This window comes from Kribbella sp. NBC_00889 (assembly GCF_045207705.1).
Lineage (GTDB): Bacteria > Actinomycetota > Actinomycetes > Propionibacteriales > Kribbellaceae > Kribbella.
Genome location: NZ_CP108783.1, coordinates 7910473 through 7924305, shown reverse-complemented (window position 1 = coordinate 7924305; position 13833 = coordinate 7910473). Strand labels below are relative to the sequence as shown.

Below are 13833 nucleotides of genomic sequence, written 5' to 3'. Positions count from 1 at the left end.
CGAGCGCGGGATCGCCGCGACCGCAACGTTGCGCGGGCCGGCCCCTTCAGCCGGGTGAGGCTTCGCAGGCAGGACCGCGTGGATCCAGGGTTGATGCACTGGCACTACTACCAGTAGACCTCCTCACCGGCCTGACTGGCTGTATTACTTGCGGGACACCGTACCCAGCGGGTTGCCTGATCCGCTAACTGTCTGGACGCTCGCGGGTACGCCGGTACCGAAACCGGTGCTGGCACGAGACACCAGTCCACCCACTGGTCATATCTCCACGCTCATATTACAGAAATCTGCAGCCCTGACAGCATCTGTCACAACTGAGTTGCGATCAGGGCAGCTTCTCGAGCCGGACGAGCTTGAAGTCGGTGCCCTCACGATCCCCGTCACCAGGCGTGTTCTCGCCGTCGTGCACAGCGAACAGACCGTGCGGGAACCGCGGCCCGAGCGGCTCTGTGGTCACCGCCGCACCGTCGCTGTGCTGTACGCCGTCCGCCGCCGACCCGTCGACGACCTGGAAGCCGGCGCGGTAGACCAACCGCCGCCCGTCCATCCGGTACGACGCGAACGTCGAGTCACCCTGGCTGGACGCGTACATGATCCGCTCGCCGTGCTCGTAGGCGATCGTCAGACCCTCGGCGTCCGCACTGAGGTACTTCCCGGCGTCCCGGCTGACCGGCCCGGTCGGCGCGCACTCCTCGGTCTCCTCGTCGTACGCCGCCGGCTGGCCGTACTCGCGGACCTTCTCCACCAGGTCGGGCTTGCCGTGCTGCGGGATGCGCCAGACGCCGACGTCCTCCTGGGCGGCGTACAGGTCGTTGGTGGTGCGGTCGAAGACCATGCCCTCGAGTTGCGGGCGGTCACCGGGCTCCTCGCACGGCGACCAGGTGCTGCCGTCGCTCAGCCGGAAGCTGCTCGGCAGGTCGACGTTGCCGATCGGGCGATAGGTGATTTTGCCCTGGCCGTCGGGGACGAGCCGGAAGAAGCCGACCCGGGTCTCGCTGCGCCGGGTCACTGCGACGACCGGCTGTCCGTGGATCTCGGTGGCGGCCAGGCCGTACGCCGTGTGCTGGTCCTGGACCTCGTCGGTGTCCTTGCTGAACACGAGCGGTGCGTTGGCGCTGGTCACGTCGATGAGTCGCCCGGCCTTGACGGCGTACGTCCTGAGCTGGTCGCGGCCGCGGTCGGTGACGACCGCGAGGTTGCCGACCAGGTCGACGTTGTTGAAGCGTCCGGGCTCCTGACCCGGCGCCGGCGGAGGTGGTGTCGCGATGTGCTGGACCTCCTTGCCGACGAGGTCGAACACGGTCAGCCCGCCGTTCTTCAGCGTCCCGAGGACGACGCTGCGCTCGGGGTGCTTGGCGTCGATCCAGATGGCCGGGTCGTCGGCGTTGGCGTTGCCGCCCGCCTCGTCGTCCCAGTTCGGCGCGGTCTCGGCGACCGCGGTCACCTCCGTGAGCCCACTGGCGTACGCCGGCTGGACACCCAGCGTGACGATCATCGCAGCAAGCGTGACACCGGCGATTCGCATCCAACTCTCCTCACCATCGGCAGTACGGCGCAGATTGCCCGGCGCTGATGGACTGGCGGGAAACAGCGGATTGCTGACTGGAAACCGGCTTGCGCGGCGACGCCTACCCGCTTAGCGTAAGCATCGTCTTTGCATGACACCCCTGACGGCCGAGGAGGCTCCAGATGGCCGCTTCTGCCCCGGCCGCACTGCCCGACGCCGGCGCCCGGCCGGCCTCGAGCGCGATGATCTGGACCGCGCTCGCGGTCGTGTACGTCGTCTGGGGTTCGACCTACCTGGGCATCAGGGTGGTTGTGGACGCGGAGATCCCGCCGATGCTCGGGATGGCGACCCGGTTCCTCACCGCGGCCCTGCTGCTGGCCGCGGTGCTCAGCCTGAAGTCGGGCTGGCGGCGGTTGAAGATCACCCGCCGGGAGGCGCTCGGCGCGGCCACGGTCGGCATCCTATTGCTTGCCTTCGGCAACGGTGCGGTCGCGATCGCGGAGCAGACCGTGCCGTCCGGCCTGGCGGCGCTGCTGGTGGCCGCGATCCCGCTGTGGCTGATGCTGTTGCGCGTCGGCGGTGGCGAGCGTCCACGCGGCTTGACGTGGCTCGGCGTACTGATCGGATTCGGCGGGGCGGCGCTGCTCGCGTTGTCAGGTGGTAACACGAGTGCGAAGCCGCTGTCGGTCGCGATCCTGGTGGTGGGCACGATCTGCTGGGCCACCGGCTCGCGGTTCGCACCGCGCCTCGGCCTGCCGCGCGATCCGCTGGTGACCGCTCTGTACGAGATGGTCTTCGGCGGTACGGCGATGGTCCTGATCGGCGTGGTCCGCGGCGAGCCCGGCCGGTTGCATCTCGACCGGATCGACGGATCCGGCTGGCTGGCGCTCGGCTACCTGATCGTGTTCGGCTCGCTGCTCGCGTACTCCGCCTACTCGTACCTGCTCGCGAACGCGCCGATCTCGTTGATCGGCACCTACGCGTACGTGAACCCGGCGGTCGCCGTACTGCTCGGATGGCTGATCCTCGACGAGCACATCACGTGGCAGATCCTGCTCGGCGGCGCGGTGATCATCCTCGGCGTCGCGCTCGTGGTCACCGCCGAGCGGCGAATGCGGACCTGACGGCGTCTACAGACGGAAGAACCCGGGCCCCTGAGGACCCGGGTCTCCCACCGCTGCCGATGCGCGCGGCAGCGGGCCATGGTTTGCCGGCCGGCACCCTGCCCCGAAAAAACACGGCGCGAAACTCCGGCAATGGTTCAACGATTTCCGATTCATCATGGTATTGCTCGTTCGGCGGCCACCGAGCCCACCGAAAACAATCTTCCGATTCACCGGGTTTCATCCGTCACCCGCGCAGACTCAACGACGTACTCCGGGTTCGGTTACGGCCGATTTCCCATCAACTGCCGATCGGTTCGGCGACAGCCCCGGCCGGTGGCAAGTTGCCTGGTCAGAGTGGATTTGCTGCGCCGTCAGGGAACTCATCACGTGCCGCCTATGGGGGCGAGCACGGACGCAATAGCTGACAAAAAAGTTTGTAACCGGCCCCGCCAGGTGTCGTTACCACTAAGACGAATCCGTCAAACCCGAAAGGAAACCTGGCATAATGCAGGTAACTCGCAAGATCGCCGCCGCCGCGGCAGTGGCGACCGTCGCCACGCTGGGCCTGGCTACCGTTGTGAGCGCGAACGTTCTCGACGACACGCAGCAGAAGGCTCAGGACACCGGTCTGGCCGACGCGGCGTCGCTGGCCAGCAAGGCCTACGGCGGCAACCACGGCTGGTACGGCGTCAAGCGCGACGGCGGCCTCCTGGCCATCGACGACAACAACGTCGGCCCCTTCCAGGCCTGCCACCTGTTCGGTTCCGGCACCGGTATCGGCGGCAACGTGCCGGCGAGCGACATCACCGGCGTCGTGGGCTTCTTCAACGACGGCAACTCGGTCACCGCTGTCAAGACCTGCGAGCAGGGCAACGACCAGGCCAACCACAAGTGGTACAAGATGGGCGACGACGGCGTGGTGTCGGTGAGCCGCAACAACGTCGGCCCGTTCCAGGCCTGCCATAACGAGCTGTCCGCGACCGGCATCGGCGGCAACGTCCCGCTGACCAACCTGGCCGGCGTCCTCGGCGCGTTCAACGACGGCAACTCGATCGACACGCTGAAGACCTGCGAGCAGGACTCGAAGCAGAACAACTGACCCTCCCTGGTCAGTGATGCAGGACCCGAAAGAGCCACCTCGGTGGGGTGACTGATTCGGTAGCACCATCCGCGGCGCCGGGAGCAAGCCTCACTCCTCCCGGCGCCGCATCACGCCCGGCCCCCGTCCCAGCGCGGGCCGGGCTTTCGCAGGTCTAGGCGTGTCTGAGGTCTACGCAGGAGCCGTTGGGGAGGTCGCGGTTGAGGAGGGACCAGATGCCGGTGGCGGCGGTCTCGGGGGTGGCCAGGGAGCCGGACTGTTTGAGGGCGTGGAAGCGGGCCACGGAGGGGAAGGACTGTTCGTCGGTGGAACGGATCTCGGATTGCATGGCGGTGTCGACCACGCCTGGGGCAACCGCGATCACGCGGCAGCCGTTGAGCGGTTGTTCTGCGCCTACAGTGCGGACCCATTGCTCGACTGCCGCCTTGCCCGCGGTGTACGACGACCAGCCGGCGTACGGCGTCTTGGCGGCGCCGGAGGACAGCATCACGAGGTGTCGTTCGCAGCGCAGCCCGGCGGTCGCGGTCAGGAAGGCTCGGCCGAGGACCTGCGGTGCGACCGAGTTGAGTAGCACGGCGCTGGTGTAGGCGCTGCTGTCGACCGCGTGGGCCGGGCCGATCGGCGTGATCGTCCCGGCGTTGTGGATGAAGACGACCCGATCACCGTCGTACCCGGCGAGCTCCGCCTCGAAGTGTTTCTCGACCCGCTCCCAGTCGGCCGGATCGGACAGGTCGACCTTGAAGTGTTCCGCCGTACCTCCGCCGCGCCGGGACAGGTCGATCACCCGCGCGTCCGGGTACGGCACGGCCGCGGCCAGCGCCGCACCGATCCCGGCCGATGCGCCCGAGATCCAGATCAGCGACCTGGCCGCCGACGTCACTTGCGCCAGTCGCGCGCGACCGCGAGGAAGAGGTCGTTCGCCTCACGTTCGCCGATGGAGATCCGGGCACCGTCACCGGCGAACGGACGGATCGAGACCCCCTCGGCCTGCACCGCCTCGGCGAAGGCGATGGTGTCCTCGCCGAGCTCCAGCCAGACGAAGTTGGTCTGCGAATCGGGCACGTCCCAACCCGCGGCGCGCAGCTCCTCGACGACTCGGGTCCGCTCGCCGACCAGCGCCTCGACTCGCTCCAGCAACTCGTCCTCGACGGCCAGCGATGCGATCGCGGCCGCCTGCGCGACGTGGCTGACCCCGAACGGCAACGCACACTTCCGGATCGCCGCGATGACCTCCGGATGGCCGATCGCGTAGCCGACGCGGAAGCCGGCCAGCCCGTACGCCTTCGAGAAGGTCCGCAGTACGACGACATTCGGCCGGTCCCGGTACACCTCGACGCCGTCGACGACGCCGGGCTCGCGGACGAACTCGCGGTACGCCTCATCCAGTACGACGAGGACATTCCGCGGTACGGCGTCCAGGAACGCGAGCAACTCGTCCCCGCGGACCACCGGGCCGGTCGGGTTGTTCGGCGTACAGACCAGGACGACCTTGGTCCGCTCGGTGATCGCGGCTTCCATCGCCTTGAAGTCGTGCCGCGCGTCGGCGGTCAGCGGCACCCGGACCGAGGTCGCGCCGGTCAGCTGGACGGCGATCGGGTACGCCTCGAACGAGCGCCAGGCGTAGACCACCTCGTCACCCTCGGACACCGCGGCCTGCAGCAGGTGGTAGAGCAGCGCGACGGACCCCGTCCCGACGGCGAGGTCACTCACCGGTACGCCGAACCGTGCCGACAAGGCCTCGAGCAGGTCGACCGCACCCATGTCCGGGTAGCGGTTCATCTGCGCCGCGGCCTCGGTGGCAGCGGCCAGTACGCCGGGCAGCGGCGGGTACGGGTTCTCGTTGCTGGACAACTTGTACGTCGGCCGGCCGTCGGAGCGCGCGGGCGGACGACCGGGCTTGTAAGCCGCCACATCGTCCAGGCACCCGCGGAAGCGAACCTCGTTGTCAGGGGTCATGCCCGCAGGTTAATCCTTACCGCACCCTCCGGCCACCCTGACCGCGTCACACCACAGCGGTCGCGAAACCTCATCTTGCGCGGACCGGGATACTGGTTGCACACTGACTGATTGTCGGACAATCAGGGGATCTTGCACTGAGGTCTCAACGGTCAGCTGGAGGGTGTTCATGGGTCAGCCGCTGGAGTGGGGTCGCCGGTATCTGATGGTCCGTCCGGACCACTTCCGGATCGACTACGTGATCAATCCCTACATGTCGACGCATGATCAGCCGGATCCCGAGCTGGCGCTGAAGCAGTGGGACTCGCTGCGGCAGGCGATCGTGGACGCCGACGGTGAGGTCGAGGTGCTGCCGCAGCGACCGGACTCGCCGGATATGGTCTACGCGATGAACCTGGGCCTCGCGGCGGCGGACGGCCGCGCGATGCTCTCGCACATGCGGTTCGAGCCGCGCCGGAGGGAGTCGCTGACCGCGGGTGACTGGTTCGTCGGCCAGGGGTTCGCACTCGGCCGGCCCGGCAGCGACGGCGTCGGGCCGCACTTCGAGTCCGGCGACGCGTTCGTGTTCGGCGACAGCCTGGTCGTCGGCTACGGTCCGCGCACCGAGGCGGACGCCCTGAAGCACCTGGCCACCGAGTGGAACGTCCGCGTCCGCGGGCTGCGGATCGCGCACGAGGGGATGTACCACCTCGACCTGCCGTTCTGCCCGGTCGACAGCACCCACGCGATGGTCTACCCGGCGGCGTTCGACCCGGCGAGCCAGACGGCGCTGTTCGACCTCGTGCTGGACCCGATCGTGCTGACGGACGACGAGGCATTCGCGTTCAGCGCCAACTCGATCGTGGTGAACGAGACGATCATCATGCCGTCCTGCTCGTCGCGCCTGCACGACGTACTCAGCGGACTCGGACTGCGCGTGGTCGTCCTCGACCTGACCGAGTTCCACAAGGCCGGCGGGTCCGCCCGGTGCCTGACCAACCCGCTCGACTTCCCGCTGCACTCGATCACCACCCCGGGCGGCGAGCTCATCCTCCCGGCATGACCGAGTAGATGAGCTCGAGGTCGTCAGGGTCGTACCCGTGGCCGGTGAGCCAGTCGCGGGCGTTCTTCCGTCCCTCGGGATAGGTCACCTTGACGTAGAAGGCAAGGTGCTCGGGGTCTCCCGGATGAGCCCGGGAGACGCCCTGGTCGATGGTGAAGCCGCGGCCGACGAAGGGCAGTTCCTGCAGAAGCGGGTACTTCGCCTCGAGCCGTCCATTGAGCTCGTCGAACCGGCGGCCGGCGTCGGACTCCGTCTCCAGCACCTGGGCGGGATGAGCCGTCTCCCAGGCACGGCCCTCGGCGTCGTTGGCGAACAGGTACATCTTGTAGCCGGCGTCCGCGTGGACCTCGACGGTCTCGGTGTACGTCGCGAACCCGTGCCGCTCACCGGTCAACCTGTGCCGACCGGCCTTCACCGCAACGTCGCCGTTCGCCGGGATCTGTCGGCCGTCCAGCGTGAGGGCGAGGTCGTTCGGGATCGATTTGATGGTCAGCGTGTGCTCCGCGTCCCCGCGGAACACCAGGAAGCCACCGATCAACAAGGCGATGACACCCAAGACGATCCACAACTTCTCAGCCATCTGACCTCCGCGCCACGGTGTAGTGGCCGCGCGAGTCGGAGAAGTACACGCGCGACGCCTCCGGCACATGCTCGGTCAGCGAGGCCGACGCCGCGTTGTACGTCTTCCCGTCGCCGCCCGTGTAGTTGCCGGTGTAGATGAACGTGTGACCGTCATGCACGAAGCTGTCGCCGGGTCGCAATTCCCCTTCGTTGGTCAGGTCCTCGAACACCTCGTACTTCGGGGACGATCGCACGTACTCCCGCTGGCTACTGGTGAGCCGGCGTACGTAATCCTTGTCGGCGCCACTCATCACCATCACGGTCGCCACGAAGACACCGCAGTCGGTCAACTCGTCGTACCCCTTGGAGCCGTTGTACGCCGCCTCGGCCGCCGCGTACCCCGGTTTCGGGTCGTGGCCGTGGCCCGGGGTGTCCCAGGCGAGGGCGAGCGCGGTCTGCACGATGCCACCGTCGCACTCTCCAGCACTCGCGCCGTCGCCGTACCGCTCCAGGACAGTGCGGGCATCGGCCTTGCGCTGGGCCCAGTTGGCGCCGGCCAGGTCGTCGCGATCAGCGAAGCGCTCAAAGTGGTAGCCGAAGGCAAACGTCGCCTCGTCGACGGTCGTGGCGGCCTTCAGGTGGTCACCGGCGGCCTTCTCCGGCACCGGCCCGTCACCGTCGAGTTGGTCCTTGAGAAAGTCCAACTGGAACTCGAGCGACTCGATCGTCGCGTCGTCGACACCCGCGTCCCGGGCCGGCTTGATCAGCTTCCCCGCAGGAGTCCACTGCACCAGGCCCCACCCGAGCGAGCTGTCGACGACGTCGGCCGGATGCGTGACCGTCCCTGGTAGGTCGCCCTGCCGCAGTGCCGGCTCGACGCTGGACTCGGTGATCAGGTTGCCGACCACGCCCGCGGCCTGCTCCTTGCTGTAGCCGGCCGAGACGAAGAAGTTGAAGGCCTGCTGCTGATTGCCCTTGCCCGTCAGGCCGGCCGGATCGCACTGCGCCTCCGCCGTATCCATCCCGGCCAGGCCGACAACGATCAGCGCCAGCACGATCAGCAGCGGCAGGAACAGCGCCGCCACGACGCCGCCGATGATCGGCACGACCTTGATGTCACCCACCCGAAAATCCTGCCTGAAATGGGCCCTTACGCGTCGCGAGTTATCCACAGGGGGGTGCCGGGCGCGACAACGGACCCTGCCTGGACGAGAATCGCCCTATGTACGAACGGCTGCGGGTGGATCGCTCGACGACAGTCGACCGGGTGGTCGACGCCCTGCGCTCCGCTCTGTTCGCCGGCGACCTCCAGCCCGGTACGCCATTGCGCGAGCAGCCGCTGGCCGAGGCGCTGGGCGTTGCCCGGAGCACCGTTCGTGAGGCGATGACCATGCTGGTCACCGAGGGCCTCGCGGTCCGCGAGCCGAACAAGGGCGTGAGCGTCGCGATCCTGCACCCGGACGCGGTGGCGGACATCTGCCGGGCCCGGTTCGTGCTGGAGTCGGCCGGGATCCGGGCGTGGTTCGACGCGGACGAGGCCGCACGCGAGCGGGTCCGGGAGGCGATGCGGACGTTCGCCGCGACCGCCAAGGACGGCGCGGACCCGGAGGCGATGACGGAGACGCACCTGGCGATCCACCGCAGCCTGGTCGCGCTCACCGGCAGCGAGCGGCTCATCGCAACCGCCGACTCGGTCACCGGCGAGGCGCGACTCGCACTGGCCCGCGTGGACGCGCTGCGGCAGGACGCGCGCCAACAGGTCGCGTCCCACCGCAAACTGGTCCGCCTGCTCGAACGCGGCGAACTGGACGAATGCGTCGACGAACTCCGCCGCCACCTCGCCGGCGCCGAGGAGTCCCTCCTCGAAGCCATCGCCCTACCCCACGCCTAACCACCCCACCCTCGCCCCACGCCGCCCTCGCCCCGGCCCACGCTCGCCCGACCCGCTCTGGTGGGTGAACCCACCCCGCCCTCGCCCCGGCCCACGCTCGCCCGACCCGCTCTGGTGGGTGAACCCACCCCACCCTCGCCCCAGCCCACCCCTCGCCCGACCCGCTCTGGTGGGTGGACCCACCCGCGCCCGTACCCGCCCCGACCCGCCCACTCCCGTCCGACTCCGGTGGGTGGACCCACTCCACCCTCGCCCCAGCCCACCCTCGCCCGACCCGCTCTGGTGGGTGGACCCACCCGCGCCCGTACCCGCCCCGACCCGCCCACTCCCGTCCGACTCCGGTGGGTGGACCCACCCCACCCTCGCCCCAGCCCACCCCTCGCCCGACCCGCTCTGGTGGGTGGACCCACCCGCGTGTGGGTTGGCCCACCGCGTGCGGCTGGCCAACCCACAGGCTCGTGGGTCAACCCACCAGCCAGGTTGGGGAGGGAGGACGACGGGGTAGGGCGGTGGGGTGGGGAAGGGCGGGGTGGGGTGGGGAACGGCAGGGTGGGGTGGGAGTGGGTCAGGCTGGTGGGGTGGGGGTTGCGCCGGTGGCGGTGATGTCGTAGGCCTTGGAGCCGATGCGGAGGCCGGTGAGGCGGGCGTTGGGGTCCAGGGCGGCGACCTGCGGGTTCGCGGTGACCGTTCCGTCGAGGCCGACCTCGACACCGAAGACACCCTCCAGGACCAGGCTGACCCAGGAGCCGGACGACGAGCACGACCAGTCGATCAGGTAGGGGAACTGCGGCGGCGACTTGCGCGCTCCACCGGCCATGGCCGGGACCGCCTCCTCGACGAAGTGCGCCTGACCGGTCGGCCCCTGGTTGGCCGACTTCGCCAGACCGGGCAGCCAGTCCAGTACGACGTCCGCCCGCCCCAGCTGGAACAACGCGCGACCGGCATCAGCCGGCCAGGCGGGATAGGCACCGTTCCACTGGTGATCCGGCCGCACGCTGAAGGCCGCGTCGGCGTCGTACGGCGAGAGTGCGCGCATCCACGTCGGGGTCTGCAGTTCTCGCTGGAAGAAGTCGACCATCTCGGTCCGCTGGTTCTCCGAGAGGTCGGCGGCGATCGTCGTACCGACGATGTTGAAGTCGTAGCAGTGCCGCACCGGGATCATCGCGCCGTCGGGCTGCCGTGCGTGCCAGAAGCCGCTGCCCTCGATGTACAGCTCGTTGACATGACCGACCTGCTCGTCGGCCTCCTTGCGCAGCAACGCCGCCCGGTCCTCGTCGCCGGACCGCTCGGCCACCTCGGCCGCGACCCGCAGACACCACACGTTGGCGGCGTTGAAACTCGCGACCTCGTGCACGTAGCTACTGACGCACTCCATCAGGTTGTCGATGCCGCCGTAGTCCGCCAGTGCGTGCTTGCCGCGGAGTCCGCGCCAGGCGGTGGCCCAATCGTGCAGATGCTCGCCGACCGGCTTGTGCGCCACTTCCCGGCCCACCTCGGTGTCCAGGAACCCGGCGTCCCCGGTGAAGCGGACGTAGTCCCGCACCAGCCGCGTCATGGCGAAGTCGTTGACCGAGTACCAGTACCCGACCGGCCCGCCGGTCAGCCACTCGGTGCCGAAGTGCGCGTGCGTGTCGAGATCGATCCAGTGCTCGATGTGCTTGCGCATCGGCGCCGGGTCGAGCAGCGCGTGGGTCAACGACGAGAGGCTGTAGTCCCAGATGAAGGTCGTGGTCTGCCAGTACCGCGGCATCAACGTGTCGTACGTCCGTCCGAGCACACTGGCCGGGTTGTCCCGCCGGAACCAGATCACCCCGAGCACGCCCCACCAGTACAGCTTCCGCAACGCCTCGTTCGACGTCTCCAGGATCGGCAGCGACCCGCTGAAGCCATCACTCGTTGGGTCGAACGCATCCGCCAACGCCTTGTCCCACAGGACTTCCGCGTCCACGATCACCGCCGGTACGTCGGCCACACACGCGTCGAAATGCGCGGAAGCCTCGGCCAGGTCGCCCGCCAGCACATGGACGTACGCCAACCGGCCACGACCCGCCGAGTCCAGCGTAATCGTTGCTTCGAGCATCGACCGGTCCACGGAACCCGGTACGTCGAGACCCTGCACACTCACCGCGGACCCGGACTCCCCTGTTCCGACGACACGCTCGCCGTCGGCACGCACTGTGTTCGGCTCCGACGGCGGCTCCGGCTTCAGCCAGCCGCTCGGCGAACGAGTCGCCGTACTGTCCAGTGCGAGGCCCAGACGCACCGAGCGGCCTGGTGTCCCGGAAACCTCCAGTTGTACGACGACCGCCGGGCGACCGGGCGCACACGCGGTGGTCGAGCGCAGGTGGAGCCCATCGACCGTCGTCGACCGCACCACGCAGTCCGGCCGCCACACCACCTCGACCGTGCCGCCGTACGACCGGGCCAGCCGGCCGTCGACGTACAGCTGACCGGTGATGCAGTCGCCGTGCGAGTACGGCGGGAAGTTCACGCTGCGGACCGCGAACACGTCCAGATCGACCTGTGCGGTGCCCAGGAAGTTCGTCAGCCCGGGCGGGTTGAACATGTCGTCGTACGTATGCGTCAGAACGTCGCTCGCCAGATCGGCGGAACGAGGAATGGTCATGAGGGGTCTGCCCAATCGGTGTTCGGGAGGAGGGGGTACCAGTCCGGGCGCGCCGGATCCCGGTCGTACGGATACGGGCCGAGTTCGCGGAACAGTTCGGCGTACTCGGCCAGCTTGTCGCGGTCCAGCTCCACCCCGAGCCCAGGAGCCTCCGGTACGGCGATCGACCCGCCGTCGTACGGAAGCTTGCCTCCGACAATGATGTCGTCGCGCAGGTGGTGGTAGTGCGCGTCCGCGGCGAAGGCCAGGTTCGGAACCACGGCGCCCAGGTGCAGCATCGTCGCCAGCTGGATGCCGAGCTCGCCGGAGGAGTGCACGGCAACCCCGAGCTGGAAGGTCTCGCAGACGCCGGCCGCCTTGATGCACGGCCGGATGCCGCCCCAGAACGTGGTGTCCAGCAGGATGACGTCGACGGCCGGGTCGAGCACGTTCGCGGCGAGCTGCTCGAAGTTCACGACCACCGTGTTGGTGGCGAGCGGGATCGGAGTGTTCTCGCGGACCCGCCGCATGCCGTTCAGGCCCCAGGTCGGGTCCTCGAGGTAGTCGTTGTCGAGGTCATCGATGCCGCGGGCGAACCGGATCGCCTCTTCGACGCTGAACGCGCCGTTCGGGTCGAACCGGACCCGGTGCCCGGGGAACGCCTCGGCCAGCGCGCGGAAACACTCCCGCTCGTAGTCCGGCGGGAACACGCCGCCCTTCAGCTTGTGCACGCGGAAGCCATGGTCGTCGACGAGCGACCGCGCGTGGTCCACCAGCTGCTCGGCGGTCCGGATCTCACCGGTGCCGTCGTCGGCCGGGTGCCGGAAGAACAGGTAGCTGGCGAACTCCACCCGATCGCGGACCTTGCCGCCGAGCAGTTCGTGCACCGGTACGCCGAGCTCCCGGCCCTGCAGGTCGAGGCAGGCGAACTCGATCGCGGCGAGCAGCTGGGTCCGGTTGTTGTAGAGGCTCGCCGTCGGGTTGGCGAGCATCCAGCGCAACGCCTCGGTGCGGGCCGGGTCATGGCCGACCAGGTAGGGCTTGAGTCCGGTGACGGCGGCCTCGGCGCTCTGGCCGCCGCCGCCCATCTCGCCCAGGCCGATCAGGCCGTTGTCGGCTTCGACCTCGACGACGGTCCGGACGAACCGCCCCCAGTGCGCGCCGTTGCTGTGCCGCAGCGGCGCCTCGAGCGGCATGGTGACGGTGGTGGCGCGGATGTCGACGATCTTCACTTGGCGTCCTCCGGCAGTACGACGGCCAGTCCGGCGGTCAGCCCGCCGTCCACCTTTACGTCCGCGCCGGTGACGAACGCGGCGCCCGGCGAGGCCAGGAAATGGATGACCTCGGCAACTTCTCCGGGTGTCGCCACCCGGCCGAGCGGATGCGAGCGACCCCACTCGGCGACCACCTCGTCGGTCGATCGCCCGCCACCGAACTGTGCCGCGGACGTCCGCAGCATCGGGGTGTCCACCGAGCCCGGGCAGACCGCGTTCACCCGGATCCCGTCCGCGGCGTGGTCGACCGCCATCGCCCGCACCAGGCTGAGCAACGCGCCCTTCCCCATCGAGTACGCCGCCACCCTCGTCTGCGCGGCATAGGCCTGCACCGAGGAAACCACCACAACACTCCCGCCGCGTGGAAGCTTCGGCACAAACGCCTGACACGCAAAGAACACTCCGCCGACGTTCACCGCCATCACCTCGTCGAAGACAGCGGGCGGCGTATCCACGACAGTCCCATACCGCTGAATGCCAGCCGCACAGACCAACACATCCACGCTGTCGAGCTGCTCCGCAGCTGCTGTCAAGGCACCCCGGTCACCAACGTCGACCGAGATCCCCCGAACACCCAGTTCGTCCTGGAGGGAAGCGAGGGCATCCGCATCCCGATCCAGGGCAACCACCTGATCACCGGCGGCAACAAACCGTTCCACGGCACCACGTCCGATCCCGGCAGCCCCACCGGTCACGACGACTGTGCGGCCACCCCCCACCCCGCCGCCGGAGGCGGCGCGTTGCACTTCGCCACCGACGGCGGCGCCAGGATCCTGCGACATATGTGTCCTT

Annotated in this window: 12 protein-coding genes; 4 read left to right on the top strand and 8 right to left on the bottom strand. The window is 68.8% G+C overall.

Annotated features, from left to right (window positions below; genetic code table 11):
* Nucleotides 1-325 precede the first annotated feature (325 nt).
* Entirely contained in the window at nt 326-1525 is a 1200-nt protein-coding gene (locus OG817_RS38975; protein ID WP_406049971.1) for a phytase, read from the bottom strand.
* Nucleotides 1526-1689: 164 nt separating this feature from the next.
* Between OG817_RS38975 and OG817_RS38970 the strand changes: the two genes are divergently transcribed.
* Nucleotides 1690-2631, top strand: a complete 942-nt coding sequence (locus OG817_RS38970) for an EamA family transporter (protein WP_406049969.1) — start codon at nt 1690-1692, stop codon at nt 2629-2631.
* A gap of 487 nt (nt 2632-3118) precedes the next feature.
* The gene (locus tag OG817_RS38965) at nt 3119-3712 is read left to right on the top strand and encodes a hypothetical protein (protein WP_360455446.1); all 594 of its coding nucleotides are present in this window, start codon (nt 3119-3121) and stop codon (nt 3710-3712) included.
* Between the two features lie 154 nt (nt 3713-3866).
* On the opposite strand, the gene OG817_RS38960 is transcribed toward OG817_RS38965, so the two are convergent.
* Nucleotides 3867-4592, bottom strand: a complete 726-nt coding sequence (locus OG817_RS38960) for an SDR family NAD(P)-dependent oxidoreductase (RefSeq protein ID WP_406049968.1) — start codon at nt 4590-4592, stop codon at nt 3867-3869.
* Nucleotides 4589-5668 carry a histidinol-phosphate transaminase gene (gene hisC / locus OG817_RS38955; RefSeq protein WP_406049967.1) on the bottom strand — a complete coding sequence of 360 codons (1080 nt, stop codon included), beginning with the start codon at nt 5666-5668 and terminating at the stop codon, nt 4589-4591. The genes OG817_RS38960 and hisC overlap by 4 nt, the downstream gene beginning before the upstream one ends.
* Nucleotides 5669-5837: 169 nt before the next feature.
* Between hisC and OG817_RS38950 the strand changes: the two genes are divergently transcribed.
* The gene (locus OG817_RS38950) at nt 5838-6710 is read left to right on the top strand and encodes a dimethylarginine dimethylaminohydrolase family protein (protein WP_406049966.1); all 873 of its coding nucleotides are present in this window, start codon (nt 5838-5840) and stop codon (nt 6708-6710) included.
* Here OG817_RS38950 and OG817_RS38945 read toward each other — a convergent pair.
* Both OG817_RS38945 and OG817_RS38940 read right to left on the bottom strand, forming a co-directional pair.
* On the bottom strand, nt 6694-7290 hold the full coding sequence (locus tag OG817_RS38945; RefSeq protein ID WP_406049964.1) for a PEGA domain-containing protein: 597 nt from the start codon (nt 7288-7290) through the stop codon (nt 6694-6696). The genes OG817_RS38950 and OG817_RS38945 overlap by 17 nt on opposite strands.
* Entirely contained in the window at nt 7283-8395 is a 1113-nt protein-coding gene (locus OG817_RS38940; RefSeq protein WP_406049963.1) for a phage tail tip lysozyme, read from the bottom strand. Before OG817_RS38940 ends, OG817_RS38945 begins: the two co-directional genes overlap by 8 nt.
* A 98-nt stretch (nt 8396-8493) precedes the next feature.
* Here OG817_RS38940 and OG817_RS38935 point away from each other — a divergent pair, with 98 nt between their 5' ends.
* A complete protein-coding gene (locus OG817_RS38935; RefSeq protein ID WP_406049961.1) occupies nt 8494-9162 on the top strand; it encodes a GntR family transcriptional regulator in 669 nt (222 codons plus the stop codon).
* A gap of 565 nt (nt 9163-9727) precedes the next feature.
* Here the strand turns inward: OG817_RS38935 and OG817_RS38930 are convergent.
* Genes OG817_RS38930 through OG817_RS38920 form a run of 3 tightly spaced genes read right to left on the bottom strand, consistent with a single transcriptional unit; the run spans nt 9728 to nt 13823 of the window.
* A complete protein-coding gene (locus OG817_RS38930) occupies nt 9728-11788 on the bottom strand; it encodes a hypothetical protein (protein WP_406049960.1) in 2061 nt (686 codons plus the stop codon).
* Nucleotides 11785-12999 (bottom strand): enolase C-terminal domain-like protein, encoded by a 1215-nt coding sequence (locus OG817_RS38925; RefSeq protein WP_406049959.1) that lies wholly within the window; start codon nt 12997-12999, stop codon nt 11785-11787. The genes OG817_RS38930 and OG817_RS38925 overlap by 4 nt, the downstream gene beginning before the upstream one ends.
* Complete coding sequence (locus OG817_RS38920) at nt 12996-13823, bottom strand: SDR family NAD(P)-dependent oxidoreductase (RefSeq protein WP_406049957.1); 828 nt, start codon at nt 13821-13823, stop codon at nt 12996-12998. The genes OG817_RS38925 and OG817_RS38920 overlap by 4 nt, the downstream gene beginning before the upstream one ends.
* Nucleotides 13824-13833: the final 10 nt, after the last annotated feature.